This is a genomic window from Salinicoccus sp. CNSTN-B1 (assembly GCF_054792835.1).
Map to the genome: position 1 here is coordinate 117,260 of NZ_JBTWMN010000004.1, position 19,597 is coordinate 136,856.

19 protein-coding genes and 3 pseudogenes are annotated in these 19,597 nt (G+C 44.2%); 13 read left to right on the forward strand and 9 right to left on the reverse strand.

Annotated elements, in window-relative coordinates:
- Entirely contained in the window at positions 1-171 is a 171-nt protein-coding gene (locus tag ACYF68_RS00780) for a hypothetical protein (protein ID WP_461045074.1), read from the forward strand.
- Positions 172-201: 30 nt separating this feature from the next.
- Here ACYF68_RS00780 and ACYF68_RS00785 read toward each other — a convergent pair whose 3' ends face one another.
- The 7 genes from ACYF68_RS00785 to ACYF68_RS00815 all read right to left on the reverse strand — a co-directional run bounded on the left by ACYF68_RS00785 (position 202) and on the right by ACYF68_RS00815 (position 4,384).
- Entirely contained in the window at positions 202-531 is a 330-nt protein-coding gene (locus ACYF68_RS00785) for a hypothetical protein (protein ID WP_461045075.1), read from the reverse strand.
- A gap of 68 nt (positions 532-599) precedes the next feature.
- Positions 600-1,265 (reverse strand): HAD family hydrolase, encoded by a 666-nt coding sequence (locus ACYF68_RS00790; RefSeq protein ID WP_461045076.1) that lies wholly within the window; start codon positions 1,263-1,265, stop codon positions 600-602.
- 164 nt (positions 1,266-1,429) lie between these two features.
- Positions 1,430-2,155: a MetQ/NlpA family ABC transporter substrate-binding protein gene (locus ACYF68_RS00795; protein ID WP_461045077.1), complete on the reverse strand. Its 726-nt coding sequence runs from the start codon at positions 2,153-2,155 to the stop codon at positions 1,430-1,432.
- 139 nt (positions 2,156-2,294) lie between these two features.
- On the reverse strand, positions 2,295-2,978 hold the full coding sequence (locus tag ACYF68_RS00800; protein WP_461045078.1) for a methionine ABC transporter permease: 684 nt from the start codon (positions 2,976-2,978) through the stop codon (positions 2,295-2,297).
- Between the two features lie 81 nt (positions 2,979-3,059).
- A complete protein-coding gene (locus ACYF68_RS00805; protein WP_461045079.1) occupies positions 3,060-3,707 on the reverse strand; it encodes a methionine ABC transporter ATP-binding protein in 648 nt (215 codons plus the stop codon).
- A 105-nt stretch (positions 3,708-3,812) separates the two neighbouring features.
- Positions 3,813-4,067: a thymidine kinase gene (locus tag ACYF68_RS00810; RefSeq protein WP_461047431.1), complete on the reverse strand. Its 255-nt coding sequence runs from the start codon at positions 4,065-4,067 to the stop codon at positions 3,813-3,815.
- Positions 4,058-4,384 (reverse strand): hypothetical protein, encoded by a 327-nt coding sequence (locus tag ACYF68_RS00815; protein ID WP_461045080.1) that lies wholly within the window; start codon positions 4,382-4,384, stop codon positions 4,058-4,060. Before ACYF68_RS00815 ends, ACYF68_RS00810 begins: the two co-directional genes overlap by 10 nt.
- A 244-nt stretch (positions 4,385-4,628) precedes the next feature.
- On the opposite strand from ACYF68_RS00815, the pseudogene ACYF68_RS00820 reads away from it, so the two are divergent.
- From ACYF68_RS00820 to dhaM, 5 genes and pseudogenes are all read left to right on the forward strand, one after another.
- A pseudogene (locus ACYF68_RS00820) lies at positions 4,629-5,818 on the forward strand (YeeE/YedE family protein).
- 127 nt (positions 5,819-5,945) lie between these two features.
- Positions 5,946-7,373 carry an aldehyde dehydrogenase family protein gene (locus tag ACYF68_RS00825; protein WP_461045081.1) on the forward strand — a complete coding sequence of 476 codons (1,428 nt, stop codon included), beginning with the start codon at positions 5,946-5,948 and terminating at the stop codon, positions 7,371-7,373.
- A gap of 35 nt (positions 7,374-7,408) precedes the next feature.
- Entirely contained in the window at positions 7,409-8,374 is a 966-nt protein-coding gene (dhaK, locus tag ACYF68_RS00830) for a dihydroxyacetone kinase subunit DhaK (protein ID WP_461045082.1), read from the forward strand.
- A 13-nt stretch (positions 8,375-8,387) separates the two neighbouring features.
- Complete coding sequence (gene dhaL, locus ACYF68_RS00835; protein WP_461047433.1) at positions 8,388-8,972, forward strand: dihydroxyacetone kinase subunit DhaL; 585 nt, start codon at positions 8,388-8,390, stop codon at positions 8,970-8,972.
- The gene (gene dhaM, locus ACYF68_RS00840) at positions 8,965-9,327 is read left to right on the forward strand and encodes a dihydroxyacetone kinase phosphoryl donor subunit DhaM (protein WP_461045083.1); all 363 of its coding nucleotides are present in this window, start codon (positions 8,965-8,967) and stop codon (positions 9,325-9,327) included. Before dhaL ends, dhaM begins: the two co-directional genes overlap by 8 nt.
- A gap of 52 nt (positions 9,328-9,379) precedes the next feature.
- Here the strand turns inward: dhaM and ACYF68_RS00845 are convergent, their stop codons facing one another.
- Positions 9,380-10,585: an iron-containing alcohol dehydrogenase gene (locus ACYF68_RS00845; RefSeq protein ID WP_461045084.1), complete on the reverse strand. Its 1,206-nt coding sequence runs from the start codon at positions 10,583-10,585 to the stop codon at positions 9,380-9,382.
- Positions 10,586-10,679: 94 nt separating this feature from the next.
- Between ACYF68_RS00845 and ACYF68_RS00850 the strand changes: the two genes are divergently transcribed.
- Positions 10,680-11,144, forward strand: a complete 465-nt coding sequence (locus tag ACYF68_RS00850; RefSeq protein ID WP_461045086.1) for a TspO/MBR family protein — start codon at positions 10,680-10,682, stop codon at positions 11,142-11,144.
- A gap of 58 nt (positions 11,145-11,202) precedes the next feature.
- Here the strand turns inward: ACYF68_RS00850 and ACYF68_RS00855 are convergent.
- Positions 11,203-12,418 (reverse strand): annotated as a pseudogene (locus tag ACYF68_RS00855) (MFS transporter).
- A 232-nt stretch (positions 12,419-12,650) separates the two neighbouring features.
- Here ACYF68_RS00855 and ACYF68_RS00860 point away from each other — a divergent pair.
- The 6 genes and pseudogenes from ACYF68_RS00860 (at position 12,651) to ACYF68_RS00885 (ending at position 19,524) form a co-directional block, all read left to right on the forward strand.
- A complete protein-coding gene (locus ACYF68_RS00860; protein ID WP_461045087.1) occupies positions 12,651-14,255 on the forward strand; it encodes a BCCT family transporter in 1,605 nt (534 codons plus the stop codon).
- 285 nt (positions 14,256-14,540) lie between these two features.
- Positions 14,541-15,611 (forward strand): annotated as a pseudogene (gene fni, locus ACYF68_RS00865) (type 2 isopentenyl-diphosphate Delta-isomerase).
- 1 nt (position 15,612) lies between these two features.
- Positions 15,613-17,115 carry a phytoene desaturase family protein gene (locus tag ACYF68_RS00870; protein WP_461045088.1) on the forward strand — a complete coding sequence of 501 codons (1,503 nt, stop codon included), beginning with the start codon at positions 15,613-15,615 and terminating at the stop codon, positions 17,113-17,115.
- Between the two features lie 12 nt (positions 17,116-17,127).
- Complete coding sequence (locus tag ACYF68_RS00875) at positions 17,128-17,415, forward strand: squalene/phytoene synthase family protein (protein ID WP_461045089.1); 288 nt, start codon at positions 17,128-17,130, stop codon at positions 17,413-17,415.
- The gene (locus ACYF68_RS00880; protein ID WP_461045090.1) at positions 17,391-18,014 is read left to right on the forward strand and encodes a phytoene/squalene synthase family protein; all 624 of its coding nucleotides are present in this window, start codon (positions 17,391-17,393) and stop codon (positions 18,012-18,014) included. The genes ACYF68_RS00875 and ACYF68_RS00880 overlap by 25 nt, the downstream gene beginning before the upstream one ends.
- A gap of 13 nt (positions 18,015-18,027) precedes the next feature.
- Complete coding sequence (locus ACYF68_RS00885) at positions 18,028-19,524, forward strand: phytoene desaturase family protein (RefSeq protein WP_461045091.1); 1,497 nt, start codon at positions 18,028-18,030, stop codon at positions 19,522-19,524.
- Positions 19,525-19,597 lie beyond the last annotated feature (73 nt).

A 19,597-nucleotide genomic window follows, 5' to 3' on the forward strand; every position in this document is an offset into this window, starting at 1 on the left:
ATGACATTTAAATTCGTATATATTTTTCTACCGCTTCTTCTCTTTGCTTTCCTTATTCTATTTACAGATATACAAAATGCTGTAGGGGGTATTTTCATCTATTCTCTTGTCATGGCAGCACGTTTCATGTATGACAAGATAAAAGAAAAGAATAAAAATAAGGGTGCCTAGGAGGTTATTCTCCAAGGCGCCCTTATTTAGTCAGGATACTTTTTCGTTGACGTATTCTACAAATGAGTCTATGTCACCTTCTATAACATCCACCATGGCTATTTTGCCCATCCCTTCAGGGAACTCTATGAACAGAGTCCCGTTTTCTGAAGTAGCCCTTACGATATCATTATAGCTGAAGACTCTTCTATAGCTTTCTCCACCCATATCCACATTCATGATCATTCGCTCGTTAGTCGTTATATATGCACCCTTGAACTGGGTTTGTTCTCCTACTTTATAAATGAGTGTGCCCTCGACATGAGGCCCGAATTTTTCCGTAGGATACAATTCATCCTCGTTTATTTCTGTCAGTTTCATTGGTTTTCACTCCTTGAAAAAATTTATGATAATATAGCCTCATTTTTTCGGCATTGAAATAATTAAAGTTAATCTTGATGAATTTTCCAGCCCTTACGTGTCGCTACTGCAAGTAATCTCGGGTCGGGCTTTACAGCCACTGGGTTCCCCACCAATTCGAGCATCTGCAAGTCTGCATAACTGTCGCTGTACGCTTCGCTGTTCTGCCAATCCACTTTTTTATCTGCGAAGTGCTTTTTGATGATATCAATTTTACGTTCGGCATAAACACGTTCAAACTTGGACTGCGAATCCAGATGTTCGCCATTATAATTAACTTGGGAGCCTATTACACAATCTATATCAAAGCCCTTGAACACAGATTCCAGTAAAGGTTTGAAGGCTCCTGATATAAGCATGACATAATAATTATCCTGTTTCAGCTGCCGCATCTTGGCCAAAAGTGGCATTCTCAAATCTTCGACCATATCATTCGCTACTTCTCTAAAGAAAGATTCTATCTCTTTTCTCGAATTCCTTTTAAAGGATCTCAGATAGTATTCCATGGCTTTATGCTGCATTGTATGTTTTTTGACGAGTTTCAGTTTATAGCCGATATATACAGGTGCGAATGCACTTATGAAACGCCTATGGTTTTTTTTGAATTGGGGATGAGTCTTCAAGCGTTCCATAAGTATATTAAATGTTTCGTACGGATACAAAGTACCATCAAAATCAAAAAGGGCAACTTTCATCTGAAATATCCTTTCCTATGAAGTCTTTATCTATAATGCATTTTAACATATGAGGCACTTTTCCTGTCCTCCCATGTTTCGTGTGAAACACTCATAATTTCCATACTTTTAAGCTTATGATATCCCATATGACGCATTTTTATGCTGCCTAATGATCAATTCTACTATTCACCGGGTTCAAATGTCGGTTCCAAATGTCCTTCCTCACTCAAATCATCCAAAAAGTCATATACTTCCTGTGAGGTGAATGCTTCCTTCGCTGCCTGAATTGCTTCTGTATCCTGATTATCTTCCCTTGCTACAAACTGAATTGCAAATGTATCGTTGTCATCTTCCTCAAGCAATATTGCATCTTCTGTAGTCAAATCGATACTCGCTATATAAGTTGGATAATTGAAGACCAGTTCAACGCCATCTTCATAAGCTCCTGTAAGATTAAGCAGGTCTATATGGGTGAACTCAAGATTTTTAGGGTTTTCTTCAATGTCATCGACGGTAGCGGCGTGTTCTGCTCCATCCGCCAAGCCAATGATCTCATGCTGGTCGAGGATCATCAGGGCACGTGCTTCGTTCGTACCGTCAGAAGGAATTGCAACTTCTGCACCTTCTTCAAGTTCATCGATGGAGTCATAGGTCGGCGAATAGAAGCCCACAATGGCGTTATAGATGGGTTGTAACGCCACCAGATCGCCATCCCTCTCGTCATTGAAATTTTCCATGAACGGCGTGTGTTGGGCAAAGTTGGCATCGACTTCATCGTTCAGGAGCGCCTCATTATATTGGATGTTATCGGACACCTCAACCAACTCTATTTTATACGGGTCTTCAATCGCTTCTCCAGCAATCTCGACTACATCCGTCATTGGAGGCAGGTGTGAGGCAACCTTCACCACCTTCTCTTCTTCCGTTTTCCACCGTCTGCCGAGTCTTCAGTACCGCTTCCCCATCACTACATCCAGCTAGAACCAAAGCTAAGCTACCCAATAAAATACTTTTTTTAAACATGATATATCTCTCCTTTTATATGATTCATCTCTTATCCAATCTTTTTGCGGTATACATGCCAAGCCATTGCACCATGATGACGAAAATGACTATGATTACTATAGACGTATACATGATATCGGTCTCATATCGCTGATAACCATATCTTATGGCAAAATCACCAATACCGCCACCCCCTACGACTCCCATAATCGTGGAGTAGGAGATAAAGCTGACAAATGCCGTAGTAAAGCCAATCAGCAATGAACTCCTTGCCTCTACATAGAGGAACTTCCATACGAGTTGTGGAGTGGATGCACCCATCGATTTTGCTGTTTCCATGACACCTTTTGGTACATCATGCAGAGACTGTTCGACGAAACGCGCATATAATGCTATAGCAATCAACATCATTGGAAATGATGCTGCAATTGGGTCTCCAGTAGCCCTTCCGTACACTGCACGAATTAAAGGCTGCATGACAACTACGAGCAACAGGAAAGGGAACGAGCGTATGATATTTATAAACACATTGGACAGTTGCTGTATGTATCTGTTCTCCAGGGGATTGCCTTTGGCGGAGAGGAATAGTAGCGTCCCGAGTGGTAAGCCTAATAGTATGGCTGCGGCCATCGCAAAACCCATCATGATGCCAGTCTCATACAGACTGACAGCCAGCTTTGGTGCATACTCAATAAGTCTCTCGATATACCGGTTGAATTCATTCATTCTTCAACACTTCCAATATCCGTTCATGGTATGATTTGATGCTTCTCTCATGCGTTTCGTTCACTACTTCTACCGTATCGATTAGTTTTCCTTTTCCAAGACTGCTGCCCTATGGCATAACGCTTTAATAACATGCAATTCATGGGTCACCACGATGATTGTCATATCATACTCCCTCTGGGCTTTTCTCAACACATCAACTATTTCGTATGTAGTATTCTCATCCAGCGCAGAAGTCGGTTCATCACAGAGAAGCACTTTGGGACGAGTGATTAAGGCACGAGCGATACCAACGCGTTGTTTCTCCCCTCCTGAAAGCTCCGCTGGATAATTTTTGCGTTTGTCAGCCAATCCGACAAAATCGAGCACTTCTTCGAGCGATAGAGAGTGCTTATAAGTATGAAGCGTCAAGGGCAACCTTATATTTTCCTCTACCGTCTTATTGCCCAATAGATTGAAATGTTGAAAAATCATACCGATATCTTTTTGATGATCTCTCAGCGCCTTTCCTTTCAAGCGACCTACATCGACCCCGTCCATCTTGACTGAGCCCTCGTCCGGTATTTCCAAAGCATTGATGAAGCGCATCAATGTCGACTTTCCAGCGCCACTCTCCCCGATTATGCCAAACACTTCGCGCGCTGCGATCTTCAAAGTGATGCCATCGATCGCCTTGAATGTACCTTCTCTTCCTATAAAGGTTTTTGAAACAGTTTCGATTTCGATCATTCCTCAAGCCTCCTGATTGGTGCTGATTGATTTTCCAAAAAAAATCGCCAATATAACGCTTTCCTCATTATCTAATGCGTTCATACCTCCGTCATAGAAAGTAGCTCAGACAAGCTCTAACCTTTCCTTATAACATTTTCGGCATACAGGTACGTATTCTTCGTCACCGATTAAAATGCTTTCCCCTTCATTTACGGGGCGGTCATCCAACAGGCGCATGTTCAAAGTAGCCTTTTTATTACAGTATTGGCAGATCGTCTTCAATTCGTCCACTGCGTCCGACAGTTCCAACAATGTACGGCTTCCTTCAAAGAGCTGGTTCCGGAAATCAGTCTTAAGTCCAAAACAGATTACCGGTATGTCAGATAATCGGCGATATCACTGAGGCGCATGACATCATTCTTGGACAGGAATTGAGCTTCATCCACTACAACCGCATGGACTTCTTCTTCCATATGGGTCTTATGCACTTCATCGTAGATATTATCCGTTATATACTCACACATCAGTTCCAATCCGATGCGCGACTTGATCATTTTATATCCGCTTCTCGTATCCACTCTCGATGAGTACGCCAAGCAGCGTTTCCCTTGAGTTGTATATTGGTGATGAGTGGTGATGATCTGGTTGCTCTTATTGCTTTGCATCGTGCCGTAACGATAATATAATTTTGCCACTGTGCACCCTCGACTTTCCTTCATTGATTTCCGTATATCCCGGCGCACATTATAATACCACATTTATGTGTACTTCAATAACCTCTTCCTCATGGTGGGAATCATTATCTTGACTTATTTACTATGATATATTAAAGTGATTTAAATTCCTACTTAAATGATATGAAAAGAGGCGTATTTTATGAACACCATCGCTCATCCTATAAATAAAGTAAAAAATTCTATAGCCACGCAGTCCTCCTCCATGAATCCAGTTCAAAAATCACTTGTTGTCGGAGGAATAGCAGCAAGTCTTCTGCTCTTCTTCTATCTCGCCGCTACGCAACCGATGATGCAGCCGGTATTGCTGCTCATCGGATTAGCACTTGGTTTTACATTGTTCCATGCGCGTTTTGGATTTACATCTGCCTTCAGAAGAATGATGTCAGTCGGCAATGGACAGGCTATGAGAGCCCATATGCTCATGCTGGCCGTTGCAGTTACATTGTTCGCCCCAATCCTGGCTTTTGGCATATCGTTCTTCGGTGCTGATACAGCAGGTTATGTTTCGCCGGTCGGAGTGAGTCTGATAGTCGGTTCCTTCCTCTTTGGCATCGGCATGCAGCTTGGGGGCGGGTGTGCCTCCGGGACACTCTATTCCATAGGTGGTGGCCGTACCGTAATGTTCATCACATTGCTGTTCTTTATCGTTGGTGCTACAGTCGGCGCATATCATCTGCCATTTTGGACAGAGGAACTTCCAGCATTCGAACCCATTTCCCTCGCTACATCCACTGGCCTCGGATATGGCGGAGCATGGGCTCTTTCCATCGCCCTCTTTGGTTTGATCGCATGGATTACGTTGATTGTAGAAAAAAGGAAAAATGCACCTAAAATGGCTCCGTTGCCGACAGAGCACGGATGGAAACGCATATTTAGAGGCTCATGGCCCCTGTTTACAGCAGCCATCATTCTCGCTGTATTGAATGCCTTGACCTTGATGACCCGCGGCACGCCTTGGGGAATAACTTCTGCATTTGCATTATGGGGTTCAAAAGTTGCCGATTTCCTTGGCTTCGATGTAGCCCAGTGGGGATATTGGCAAGGTGCAAATGCGACTGCACTCGAATCTTCGATATTTGCAGACAGCACAACTGTACTGAATTTTGGTGTTATTTTAGGGGCGTTCATCGCTTCAGCACTAGGCGGATTATTCAAATTCACCAAAATAACTCTAGGGAACTTCTCCGCATCAGTCATCGGCGGATTGCTGATGGGGTATGGTGCCCGACTTGCGTTCGGCTGTAATATCGGTGCGTACTTCGGAGGGATTGCCTCCTTCAGCATGCACGGATATATCTGGGCATCATGGCACTCGGCGGAACGTTCCTTGCATTATATCTGAGGCCTCTATTTGGACTGTCCGTCCCTAAATCCAATGATTCAGTCTGTTAAACCAGCAGCAAGACATCTTCAGGCGATGTCTTGCTTTTTTTATTTCAGTTTTTACTGCCATAATAGAAATTAAATACCGAAAATGAGGGTAAAGAACAATATCACTTTAAAGAAGGAGCATCCACCAATGAGAAATCAAACAAAGCAATTCATCAATGGAGAATGGGTTGATAGTGCCAGCGGAGAAACTCTGGATGTCATCAATCCTGCTACTGGAGAAGCTTTCGGAAAGATAGCAAAAGGTAACGCAGAAGATGTCAACCGTGCTGTTGAGTCAGCCTACGCCGTTTATCTGGGATTCCGGCATACTCCTGTTGAGGAACGGCGTGCCATGCTGGACCGCATCGTTGATGAATATACAAAACGTAAAGGTGATTTGATAGAAACGATGACCGATGAGTTAGGGGCGCCACTCGGTTTATCAGAGAAGACCCACTACCAAGCCGGACTCAATCATTTCACTGCAGCACGTGACGCACTTGATACATTCGAATTTGAAGAACGCCGTGGAGATGACCTCATCATGAAGGAAGCCGTTGGAGTTTCCGGACTCATCACACCATGGAACTTTCCGACCAATCAGACTTCATTGAAGCTTGCTGCTGCTTTTGCTGCGGGAAGCCCAGTCGTATTGAAGCCGTCTGAAGAAACACCTTTCGCCGCAATTATCCTAGCTGAAATATTTGAAGCGGCCGGCGTCCCAAAAGGCGTCTTCAACCTTGTAAATGGAGACGGGGAAGGGGTAGGTGAGCCGCTCAGTTCACATCCTAAAGTACGCATGATGTCATTCACAGGTTCAGGCCCAACTGGGGCCAATATCATGAGGAACGCCAGTGAAGACTTCAAAAAAGTATCCCTTGAACTCGGCGGCAAGTCCCCGCTCATCATTCTTGATGATGTCGACGTAGACGAAGCTGCTGAAGTGGCTGTCCAGAAAGTAGTCCGCAATTCCGGTCAAGTCTGTACAGCAGGTACCCGCACATTGATACCCGCCTCCATTAAAGCAGAGTTCCTGGAAGCAGCGAAGAAAAAAATGGAAGCAGTCAAAGTGGGGGAACCGCGCGCAGAAGGCGTCGAAGTCGGACCACTTGTAAGCAGCAAACAGTTTGACACGGTCCAATCCTATATTGAAAAAGGACGCGAGGAAGGTGCAACCCTTTATCATGGCGGCACTGGCCATCCAGATGGTCTGGACAAAGGGTTCTATGTCAAACCGACCATATTCTCCGATGTTCAAAATGACATGATCATCGCCCAAGAAGAAATATTCGGACCGGTGATGTCTGTAATCACCTATAGTGACATCGACGAAGCACTTGAAATCGCAAACGATACAAAATATGGATTGGCTGGCTACGTATACGGCAACGACCAGGACACACTCCAGTATGTGGCACGCCGCATTGAAGCCGGGACAATTGAGATTAATGTTGCTAAAGGTCGTACCGATCTGCCATTCGGCGGGTATAAACAGTCAGGTCTCGGCCGGGAGTGGGGAGACTACGGAATTGAAGAGTTCCTTGAAGTCAAATCAATCAAGGGCTACTTTAAATAAGGTTAAAGCACATTGGTAGAAGAGGGGATGCAATCATGAAAAAATTGATTAATGACAAGTCACATTTCCTGGCAGATATGATGGATGGCCTCAAATATCGTGATAAGAAAATAGAAGTCGTCGAAGAGACCGTAGTCGTCAAGCGCAATAGGAAGACAAGCGGTGTCGCGCTCATTTCCGGCGGAGGGAGTGGGCACGAACCGGCACACGCCGGCTATGTTGCTGAGGGCATGCTTGATGCCGCGGTATGCGGAGAAGTATTCACTTCCCCAACACCTGATAAGGTGTTGGCCGCAATAGAAGCCGTCGATAATGGAGACGGTGTGCTTCTCATCATCAAAAACTATGCAGGTGATGTCATGAATTTTGAAATGGCGCAGGAGATGGCTGAAGCAAATGGACATAAGGTGAAAGCCGTAGTAGTGCGTGATGATATCGCCATTGAAAACGAGGAACAAAGAAGAGGGGTAGCCGGCACAGTACTTGTGCATAAATATGCAGGATTCCTGGCAAGTAGTGGCCATAGCCTGAATACCATTAAAAAAAAGGTGGAGGAGATGATGACTTCACTCCACTCCATAGGCATGGCGATTCATCCTTGCATGGTTCCGACAACCGGAGAATATGGCTTCGATCTACAAGATGATGAAATGGAGATTGGCATCGGCATCCATGGAGAGAAAGGTATATATCGTGAAAAGGCCGAACCCGTCGATAAAATCATTGACAGATTGTTGGATGAACTTTCCAAATACAATGAACATGACGAGCTTGTTGTGATGGTCAATGGCATGGGCGGAACGCCTCAAAGCGAACTCTCCATTGTTGCAAAATATACTGTCGAAAGCTTCAAAAGAAGAAATATGAAAATGGAGAAACTGCTTGTTGGAGATTATATGACTTCCCTTGATATGCAAGGATTCTCTCTGACGATAGTCGATGCATCCGATGAACTGTTGAAAGCATTGGATGCAGAAACAGATTCGGATTATTTCAATTAGGAGGCTAAAGATGATGGATGCTGAGAAATTAATTTCACAACTCCACGGTCTGAAAACAGTATTTGATGACAAAGAAAGGGAATTGACTGCGCTAGACCGTGAGATTGGTGATGGCGATCACGGCGTCAATATGAAACGCGGCTTTTCCGCCGTGGCAGAAAAAGTCACTGACGGATCCACACAAGAAATCCTGAAGCAAACTGGTATGACACTCATGAGTTCAATAGGAGGTGCAAGTGGCCCCTTATATGGTTTCAGCTTCGTTAAAATGAGTGAAGTGGCGGAAGATACTATAGACTCAAATAATTTGGCGGAGATGCTCGATGTATTTGCAAAAACAGTGGGTGAAAAGGGGAAGGTCTCAGGCGGTGAAAAAACAATGTACGATGTCATCTCAAAAACTGCAGATCTACTTCGGGAGGGAGGATCGCTCGACTTGGAATCGCTACAGGCTTTAGCCGATGATACCGAGGATATGATTGCAACTAAAGGGCGTGCTGCCTATTTCAAGGAAAATTCCAAGGGGACGATTGATCCTGGCGCCCAAAGTGCAGTCTACGTCATTCAGGCCTTGGGAGAAGGTGTAAAGAATGGCTGAAATACTTATCATCAGCCATAGTGCTGAAATAGCGGAAGGTACTAAAGCACTCATTTCACAGATGGCCGGGGACACCGTCATTCATGCTTCAGGCGGCGTAGATGGAGGAATCGGCACCAACATCGATCAGATTACTGAAATGCTGGATAAAGTCAATGATGATACTCTTTGCTTCTATGATATCGGTTCAAGCAGGATGAACCTTGAGATGGCTGTTGAAATGTATACAGGCCCCCACTCGGTTTATCTGACTGAAGCTCCGATAGTCGAAGGCAGCTTTTTGGCTGCTGTTGAAAGTAGCATAGGTTCCGATGTAGATCAAATCCGTGAAAAACTCCAGGCCATGAAAAAATAATATTTATCTATATATGAACAAGCCCGTTACAGAGACAGTACGGGCTTGTTCACTATTCTTTAATCATCCTGTAGATTTTTTCAAAGTCTACTCGGCCGAATATTGCCGGCACGGGATAAAGTGGGTTGGCTTCGCGGTGAGCATTGTCAATCATATATGGAATGTCGGTGTCTTTTATGCCGGCAATCTTTTCGGGAATTCCCATAGAACCATTAAGTTCCCTTATCGCAAGAATAAACTTGCGCGCCTTCTCTTTATCATCATCGTCAGATTGCGTTATATCGACGATATCCGCCAATTCAGCGAGTTGGTAAGTAGCCACACCAAGTTCACTGTAATATTCAAGTACATATGGCATTATAACGGCATTAGATAATCCATGTGGCACGTTATAGAAGCCTCCCAGTGTATGCGCTACAGCATGGATGTTACCTACAAATGCGCGTGTGAAGGCAAACCCAGCTTTATATGCGGCCTCCTGCATATTGCTCCTTGCCTCTATATCGCTCCCATCATTATAGGCATGATATAGATTATGGAAAACAAGTTGGACCGCTTCTTTGGCATTCTTATCCGTCTCCGAAGTGCCTCCGTACCCGATGTATGCTTCAACAGCATGAGTCAATGTATCCATCCCCGTCATTGCTGTAACTTTTTTGGGGAGGCCAATTGTAAGTACTGGATCGAGTATTGCTACATGGGGTATCAGCGATAGATCCATCAAGGCATACTTTTCGTGTGTATCGCTGTTGGTGATAACAGCGGCTAATGTGGTTTCACTGCCGGTCCCAGCCGTTGTCGGGACGGCAAAAAAAGGAGGTATGTTTTTTCTGATCTTGAATATTCCGCGCATGCTGCTTATCGGTTGATGGGACTTAGTTAGACGTGCTGCTGCGACTTTGGCGCAATCTATGGGTGACCCCCCTCCAAAAGCCACGATTCCCTGGCAATTCATATCCGTATAGAGGCTTGCTGCGGACTCGGCATCTCTGATGGTAGGGTTTGAGTGGACATCATCATATATATGCGTTCTTATCCCCATCATTTCCATTTGATGAAGAAAATCATCAAGGAGACCCGATTTCGAAAGCCCTTCATCAGTGACGATGAGTATGCTATCCAAATTGGCCGCTGCAATCATTCGAGGCAACTCCATAAAGCTGTCCTTCCCTTTTACGACTAACGGTTCACGCCAAGGAAGACGAGCCATTATCCGCTTTGTAACAAATTGAAATGTTCTATAATATAATTCCATCATCCAATCACTTCCTATATCTCCGGCATTATTATTGCTATTATTTAAACTTAAATATAGCATATACCTATCATCAAACTACGAAAGAGGATGCCCCATGAAATCAATCGTCCAGTTTATATTTCATCTAGTCACCCCGCTCATATTAGGGAAAACAGTCGGTAAGCTATCTACTAGATCCGCTCCAAGACAATACAAGAAACTGAAACAACCGCCATTTGCGCCACCGCGTAAAATTTTCGCGCCGATGTGGACCTTCCTTTATCTGACGATGGGCCTATCTCATGCTCTCATCAACAAAAAAGGGAATCGTCAGGCAAGCAAACTGTTCAAGGTTCACCTTATGATCAACTATACTTGGTCGTTCCTATTTTTCCGACTCAGAAAGCGTCAATTGGCGTTAGTCAACAGTGTTATGATCTGGGTTACCATGTATGCCGTATTAACGAAATTCTTTAAAGTAAATCGGCTCTCCGGCATCATACTGCTGCCATATACATTATGGACGACATTTGCAGCTTATCTGACACTGGGTAGTTGGTACCTAAACCGCGCAAAATGACAAGTACTGGCCTCGAAGTGATTGCTCCGAGGCCAGTACTTATATCTTCAAGCCATATTCATTCCAATGTTTCGTCCATTCTGATGTAAGCAACGACACCTGATAGAAATGGCAATATTGCAACGATACCTATCGCTGCGCCCACGCCAAGTAAATCTGCAGCGATACCCGCTAATAATGCGCCAAATGCATAGCCGCTATCTCTCCAGAAACGATAGACTCCCATAGAGGAGGCGCGCCAATCTGTCGCCGCAACATCACTAATGGCAGCCTGTAATGTCGGATACACCATCGCTGTACCCAATCCCAAAATGATGGCGCCAGTGATCCATAATCCATATCCTTCTGCAGAAATAATGAACCACAGGGCTGCAGCTTGCACTAGCATACCCGATACGATAAATGGCTTACGCCCGAATCTATCGCTTAAAGTTCCAGTGAAGAGTTGGAACACACCCCAAGCTGCAGGGTAAATGGCCACAATCATACCCACTTGCGGCACAGTCAGTCCTGTAGCCGCAAAGTAAATCGGGAAGAGACCCAGGCCATGCCATCCTTCAAATTAGTCGATAGTCCTGCAAGGCTTGCTGAGGAAAGGTTCCGGTCCTGCAGTGTCGTCCGTTTAAAAATCTGCTTTGCAGTCAGATGATTGCTTTCTGTACTGACTTTCGTTCCTCGAGTTCTAGATGCTGTCCAGTATCCTTGATGATGATCGAGAGCAGCAACCCCACCAGAGCAATTCCTATACCAATATAAAACGGTTCCGGACGCATTCCGTAATTTGAAGAGATGGAAGCTGATACCGCCGCGAGCACGGCCACTCCCGTGTAACCGGCAAATTCATTCAATCCCACTGCAGTGCCCCTCTGGTCACTTCTTGCCAAATCAATCTTCATGTTAACCGTCATGGACCATGTCAACCCCTGGTTTATGCCGAGCATCATATTCGCAAGGACTATAATCCACCAGGACCCTGCCGTGATGATGAGAACCGGAACAAAAAGTCCTATAATCCACCCCACTATGAGAACGCGTCTCCGTCCGTAACGGTCTGCAATCCCACCTGCAAAGTAGTTGATTATCGCCTTAGAAAAGCCAAATGTAATGATGAAGCTGAGTGCTGCGCTTGTAGAAATCAAGCCAAACTCCTCTTCACCGAGTAGAGGTAATACAGTTCGTTCGATTCCTACCATGGAGCCGACAAAAAAGCTCATTACAACCAAGAAAGTGAACTGCATCAGATTTTCCTTTATACCTATTTTGATCTTATCCATAACCCTGGCCTTCCCGAACAAAATTATCATATTATATTTCGACATCATACCACCAGGGGTATATGTCTGAAAACCGATAGAACTCGGTATAATGGAATCATCCACATATATCTGGTTCGAGTGGTTGCCAAACGATAAATCCTTTGTTACTATTTATAAGTTGTTGAACTAATATTACACTTGCAAAAGAATTTCGGACAATTGAATAAGTATATATAAAGGAGCTTAATTAATGGCAAAGACCAAAAAAGGTGGAAAGAAAATATCTAACGTTTTTATTTATGCATCAATCATAATTGGCATCATGGTTGCTATAGGTGCCGTGTTACCTGAGGAGTTCGGGGCATTCACTGCAAGTGCCGGAGCATGGGTTACGGATTATTTTGGCTGGTATTATCTCATCATTACGGCAGGGATAGTATTCTTCTGTATCTTCCTCATTTTTAGTCCTATCGGTAAGTTGAAACTCGGCAAACCGTATCATGAAAAAGAATTTAGAACCATCCCGTGGCTCGCCATGCTATTCAGTGCTGGAATGGGTATCGGTTTGGTATTCTACGGAGCGGCAGAACCGATCCAGCACTATCTTGCACCTCCCACTGCAGATCCGGAGACAGATGCTGCCATGATCGAAGCAATGCGCTCAACGTTTTTCCACTACAGCTTCCATACATGGTCAATGTACAGCATCATCGCATTAGCTCTTGCCTATTTCCAGTTCAGAAAAGACGAAGTTGGATTGCTCTCCAAAACACTCCGCCCCCTACTTGGTGATCGCGTAGATGGGCCGATTGGTACCGCTGTGGACGTTTTAGCAGTATTCGCAACAGTTATCGGAGTGGCAGTTTCCCTTGGACTTGGTACATTACAAATCAATGGTGGTTTGAACTATCTGTTTGGAATTCCGATTAACATCGGTGTTCAAGGTGCAATTATAGCTGTCGTAACATTCTTATTCCTAATGAGTGCCTGGAGTGGCCTGAATAAAGGCATCCAGTATTTAAGTAATCTCAACTTAGGCCTTGCGACTATTCTATTTATTGTCATACTCATCATCGGCCCAACAATGCTGATCTTGAATATGATGAGTACATCGACAGGCGCACTGCTTGATACTTTCCTTTTCAACAGCCTGGACGTTGCGCCGCTGAATGAGCAGAAAAGCGTATGGCTCGATTCATGGACGATCTATTATTGGGCTTGGTGGATGAGCTGGAGTCCATTTGTAGGGACCTTCATTGCGCGGGTGTCCCGTGGACGCTCAGTCCGTGAATTCGTCATGGCCGTCCTGCTTGTCCCTACTGCCGTAGCCATCGTATGGTTTAGTGCATTTGGTACTACAGGCATCGAGATTGCTAAAGAGACGCCGCAAATTTTTGAAATGCCTGCAGAGACAATGCTGTTCGGGATATTCAATGAGTTGCCGATGAGCATGATCCTGTCGGTCATTGCGCTGATGCTTGTCGCATCATTCTTTGTAACATCCGCTGACTCAGCTACTTATGTCCTAGGCATTCAAACTTCAAACGGCTCTCTGCAGCCATCCAACAAAATTAAAATAATTTGGGGAATTGCACTTTCTTCAATTGCCTTCATCCTGCTCCTTTCAGGGGGAGAAACCGGTTTAGCGGCATTACAATCGGCCGCCATCGTTTCAGCATTCCCATTCAGTTTCGTGATACTCTCCGTACTGGTATCCTTCTATAAGGATGCCAACGAAGAACGTAAACATCTGGGACTTTCCATCACTCCAAACAAACGTCGCATGCAGGAGTATGTAGAACAATCTGAAAAAGAACGCGACGAGGAATTGGAAGCGGAACAAAAATTGAATTAGATTCCACTGAAAAAAAGACATCGGAACCCCCTGATGTCTTTTTTCATTTATTTCCAGTATGTTTGCAAAATACCTCCCAATCATTGATAATCATACTAATACACATCAAAGAAGAACCATCTTTACAAGTTTCGATCAATACTCCTATAAAAGGGGTAAGTATAAAGAAACAACTCTACTGCTTACTCTTTTTATGCTCCTTTAAAGGATATAGAAACCATAGATATCTCAACCCTATCTGAGAACGGTCCATACACCCGAAAGTAAAGCGACAGGATGGAAGGAATGAATCTCTTGAGCAAACCGACTGATAAACGTAGCCAAAGAAAAAACGAACATGTTCAACACGCCCTAAACCAATCTCTGCAAACTGCATCATCCGACTTTGACGGTGTGCATTTCATCCACCAGTCTCTTCCTTCTTTCAACTTGGATGATGTCAACCTTTCTACAGACCTCGGTCCTTTTCGTCTTGATTTGCCACTCTATATCAATGCAATGACCGGAGGCAGCGAGTGGACGCGTTCCATCAATGGAAAGCTTGCTGCTGTCGCTGAAGCTACGGGGATTCCAATGGCAGTCGGTTCGATGCATGCTGCCATAAAGCAACCAGGAGCTGGCAGATTCTTTCACCATTGCGAGAGAAACTAACCCAAATGGCCTTCTCTTTGCCAACGTAGGTGCGGATGTTTCAATGGAAGGGGCAAAAATAGCTGTAGACCTTCTCAAAGCAGATGCACTTCAAATCCATATCAACGCGCCTCAAGAATTGATCATGCCTGAAGGGGACCGTAATTTTAAAGCTTGGCGCGACAATATCCAGCAGATTGCAGAAGAAATTGATATACCTGTAATCGTTAAAGAAGTGGGCTTTGGCATGAGCAAAGAAACACTTCATATTTTGAAGAATATCGGCATCAAGTATGCAGACATCAGTGGTAAGGGAGGCACCAACTTCGCAACCATTGAAAATTCAAGACGCAAAAACCAAGAGATGTCCTATATGGATAACTGGGGCATTTCCACAGTCACATCGCTTCTCGAAACAAAGCCCTTCCAACAAGAGATGCATATACTGGCTAGCGGAGGGATACGGACCCCCTTGATGCGATGAAGTGTCTGGCCCTTGGTGCCCGTGCTGTAGGAATGTCAAAAATGATGCTGGAACAAGTCGAACACTCTGGTGTTGAAGCTGCTATCGAGTTCGTGGATCAGTTCCACCATCAGATGAAGAAGATTGCCGTAGTAACCAACGCTAAAAATATTGAAGAGCTGAGAAATCGGCCGATTGTCCTAAGTCCTGAATTGATTTCATGGCAGCAGCAGCGGTCCATGGAACAGCAAGGGAGATTTTGATATGAAAAAGACGATTACTGTTATAGGTGCTGGAGTCGCTGGGCTTGCAAGTGCCATCCGATTACAGAATGAAGGGTTCCAAGTCACTATATTGGAGAAGGAGTCGACGCCTGGGGGCAAAATGAACCGGATTGACCTTGAAGGATATGCGTTCGACCTTGGCCCGACCATCGTGATGATGCCTGAACTATATAGAGAAGTATTCGAGATTACAGGCCGTAATCCTGATGACTATATCCCGATGATGCGCCTTGACCCCATGTACAGTGGATACTTTGACAATGGGACCAAAGAATATCAAGTGACAAACGACCTTGTTAAAAATATAGAGATGTTTGAAGAAATCAGCGATGAAGATGCCGAAGGTTTTCTACGCTATCTAACAGATCTGTACCAACGTTTCAATGTTGCCAAGAACCATTTTCTGCAGCGTCCCTTCAGAAACAAGAAAGATTTCTACAACCCATTCATGATCGGCCAGGGCATGAAGTTGAAAACTCTGAACAATGCTGAAAATCTAATGAAGAAGTATATCAAAGATAAACGCATGCGCCAGATGATCAGCTTCCAGACCCTTTATATCGGTATCTCGCCTTTTAAAGGCCCTTCACTGTACACCATCATTCCCATGATCGAGTTTCTATACGGTATCTGGTTCATCAAAGGCGGAATGCGCACCATGGCGTCTGCCATGGAACGCCTATTTTTGGAAATGGGCGGGGAAATCACATATAACACCAGCGTAGAACAAATTGTCATAGAGGATAAAAAAGCAACGGGTGTCATGGTCAACGGTTCATTGCTTGCTTCTGATTATGTGATGTGTAATGCAGACTTTCCATATGCCATGAAAAACCTGGTCAAAGAGCCAGAGCATAAAGGAAAGTATCAGGACAAAAAAATTGATAAGATGGAGTATTCATGCTCCTGCTTCGTTCTATATTTGGGCATGGATCGTAAATACCCTGAACTCGATAACGTCCATAACTTTGTTTTCTCTGAAGATCTTGATACTAACATCAATCAAATTTTTGAGGGTGATGTCATCGAAAACCCATCACTTTATATGTATATCGCTTCAAAAATTGACCCTTCGCTCGCCCCTGAAGATAAGGATGGTATATATATCTTGATGCCTGTATCAGACACACATACTTTGAAATATGAGTGGACGGAGGAAACTTCTAATATGTACCGAGACAAAATCATGTCGAAAATCAGCCAGCTGCCTGGTATGGAAAATTTTGAAGAAGAAATCGTTGTAGAAACTACTATGACACCAGCAGAGTTTGAGGGGCGTTTCAACGCCTACAATGGCGCTACATTCGGACTTAGGCCGACACTCACCCAAAGCAATCATATGCGCCCCCAGAGTAAAGCGACGCATTGCGACAATCTGTATTTTACCGGAAGCAGCACTCATCCAGGAGCCGGCGTACCGATTGTATTACTCTCATCAAAAATAGCAGTCGGAGAACTGCTGAAAGATGAAAATCACCAATAGGAGACGTGAAGCATGATGGCTCATTCCAAACCTTCATTAAAAAATGACTACAACCATTGCCAAAATATAATCAAGCATCACTCGAAGAGCTTCTATTATGCTTTTTCCACCCTCCCCGAAAAAGATGCCGATGCAGTGTATGCAATCTATGCATTTTGCCGCACAGCTGACGATGCAATCGACCATGCCAAAGACATGGAGACACGCATCGTAAATTTGGAAAAACTGGAGAAGGAACTGGATACCTTCTTAAATGGAGACGTCCCCAGGCGCCTATGTGGCGTGCGTTGGCCGATGTGATGGGTCGTTATGATATTGATTCATCAATGCTCTATACTCAACTGGACGGCCAAAGGATGGATATCCGCTTTAAACAGCCTGAAGACCTCGATGACCTGATCAATTACAGTAATCATGTTGCAGGGTCTGTCGGAAGGCTTCTTCTTCCTGTACTATCCAATGATCTTACAGGTCCACGCAAGCAAAATGCAGAAAAACTTGGTGTTGCCATGCAAATCACCAATATTTTGAGGGATATAGGGGAAGACAACAGGGATCATGGCCGTATCTATATTCCAAAGTCGGTGTTGAAAAAGCATGGTTATACTGAAAAACAGCTTGCCTCAGGCGAAATCAATAAAAATTTCAGATCTATGTGGGAGGATCTCGCCAAAACAGCGGAACGTTTATATGACACTGCCCGTGAAGAGATTACATACTATAAACCGGAAGCCAGGTTACCGCTTCTGCTCTCACTCTCCATATACCGGGAGATCTTGAATGAAGTCCGTCATAATGAATACGACTGTTTCTCCAAGCGAAACTCAGTGTCTTTAGCTAAAAAGATAAAGATAAGGGAAGCGGAAAAAATGTATATCAAGTCACTTGAAGACAAATGATTGGGGGAGCACCATGAAAAAAACTCAAACAGCGGTTGTAATAGGAGGTGGCCTTGGCGGCCTCTCCGCAGCAATCTCCCTGAGACAAAGGGGATTCGATGTAGCACTATACGAAAAGAATACACACTTTGGAGGAAAGCTGAACCGTCATGAACAAGACGGATTCGGTTTTGACCTCGGGCCATCGCTGCTAACGATGCCCCACGTGTTCGAACGGCTTTTCACTGGCAGTGGAAGGGTTATGGATGATTATGTACAAATTGAAGAAATTCCTCTCCAATGGCGCGCCTTCTTTCCTGATGACTCCCATATCGATCTATATGGAAACCTTCAAAAGATGGCACAAGAAAACCCTCAGCTCAGAAAAGAAGATATGCGCGATTATAGGAACTTCCTGGAGTATGCCAAAAAAATAGATAGAACCACAGTCCCTGGGTATTTTGAAAAGGGGCTTGATGATCTAAAAGATGTGCTGCGTTTTCATGGCCCCATCGAAGCATTTAAAGGGTTTGACTACTCATCCACGATGCAGCATGGCATAAACAAGAGGGTTAAAAATCCGCAAATGAGAGATATGTTGGGTTATTTCATAAAATATGTCGGCTCAAGCTCATACCGGGCACCGGCTGTGTTGAATATGATGGCCCATATGCAACATGAGCAAGGCGTATGGTATGTAAAGGGTGGGCTTCACCATCTAGCTGAAGGTATCACCCAGTTAGCACGAGATATAGGGGTCAAGTTATATACAGGTGTATCTGTGGAAACAGCCTTGACTGATGCACAAAATAACATAGAAACTTTGTTGCTCGATGACGGAAGCCGTATAGAAGCAGATTATTATGTTTCCAATATGGAAGTCCTGCCTTTTTATAGGCAAGTGCTCGATCAGATACCAAAAAAAATCAAGAAACTGGAAAAGCAATTTGAACCAGCAAGTTCAGGGTTGGTGTTGCACCTCGGAGTCAATCGGAAATACCCACAATTGAGGCATCATAACTTCTTTTTCTCAAACGATTCAAAACGCAACTATGAAGAAGTATTCGAAAAGAAGATCTTGCCGGGTGATCCTACAATCTATGTGGTGAACACCAATAAAACCGATCCTTCACAAGCACCTGAAGGATCAGAAAACCTAAAAATATTACCCCATATCCCACCCCTTCAAAATGAACAATATACAAAAGAAGATTATATGAACTTCCGACGCACGGTTCTTGGGAAACTTGAATCGATGGGACTTGAGAATTTAAGGGATCACATTGTTACAGAATACATGTTGACACCTCATGATATTGAAAAAATGTACAATTCCGATCATGGTGCAATATACGGCACAGTATCGGATAAAAAGAAAAACAAAGGGTTCAAACATCCAAAAAAAGATCGCGAGATCGGGAATTTATATTTTGTCGGTGGGACCGTAAACCCCGGAGGAGGTATGCCAATGGTCACATTGAGCGGCCAGCAGGTGGGTCGTATGATTTCCGAAAGTGCAGATCGCGGATAATCTAACCATCTCCGCAAACAAATCATTCATCATCTTCTTCAAATGTTTCGGCTGAGAGATAATCTAAATTGAC

Coding starts and splice junctions, on each gene's coding strand:
- ACYF68_RS00780 (WP_461045074.1), top strand. CDS start 1: ATGACATTTAAATTCGTATATATTTTTCTACCGCTTCTTCTCTTTGCT.
- ACYF68_RS00785 (WP_461045075.1), bottom strand. CDS start 531: ATGAAACTGACAGAAATAAACGAGGATGAATTGTATCCTACGGAAAAA.
- ACYF68_RS00790 (WP_461045076.1), bottom strand. CDS start 1,265: ATGAAAGTTGCCCTTTTTGATTTTGATGGTACTTTGTATCCGTACGAA.
- ACYF68_RS00800 (WP_461045078.1), bottom strand. CDS start 2,978: ATGAATGAATTCAACCGGTATATCGAGAGACTTATTGAGTATGCACCA.
- ACYF68_RS00805 (WP_461045079.1), bottom strand. CDS start 3,707: ATGATCGAAATCGAAACTGTTTCAAAAACCTTTATAGGAAGAGAAGGT.
- ACYF68_RS00825 (WP_461045081.1), top strand. CDS start 5,946: ATGAGAAATCAAACAAAGCAATTCATCAATGGAGAATGGGTTGATAGT.
- dhaK (WP_461045082.1), top strand. CDS start 7,409: ATGAAAAAATTGATTAATGACAAGTCACATTTCCTGGCAGATATGATG.
- dhaL (WP_461047433.1), top strand. CDS start 8,388: ATGGATGCTGAGAAATTAATTTCACAACTCCACGGTCTGAAAACAGTA.
- dhaM (WP_461045083.1), top strand. CDS start 8,965: ATGGCTGAAATACTTATCATCAGCCATAGTGCTGAAATAGCGGAAGGT.
- ACYF68_RS00845 (WP_461045084.1), bottom strand. CDS start 10,585: ATGATGGAATTATATTATAGAACATTTCAATTTGTTACAAAGCGGATA.
- ACYF68_RS00850 (WP_461045086.1), top strand. CDS start 10,680: ATGAAATCAATCGTCCAGTTTATATTTCATCTAGTCACCCCGCTCATA.
- ACYF68_RS00860 (WP_461045087.1), top strand. CDS start 12,651: ATGGCAAAGACCAAAAAAGGTGGAAAGAAAATATCTAACGTTTTTATT.
- ACYF68_RS00870 (WP_461045088.1), top strand. CDS start 15,613: ATGAAAAAGACGATTACTGTTATAGGTGCTGGAGTCGCTGGGCTTGCA.
- ACYF68_RS00875 (WP_461045089.1), top strand. CDS start 17,128: ATGATGGCTCATTCCAAACCTTCATTAAAAAATGACTACAACCATTGC.
- ACYF68_RS00880 (WP_461045090.1), top strand. CDS start 17,391: ATGTGGCGTGCGTTGGCCGATGTGATGGGTCGTTATGATATTGATTCA.
- ACYF68_RS00885 (WP_461045091.1), top strand. CDS start 18,028: ATGAAAAAAACTCAAACAGCGGTTGTAATAGGAGGTGGCCTTGGCGGC.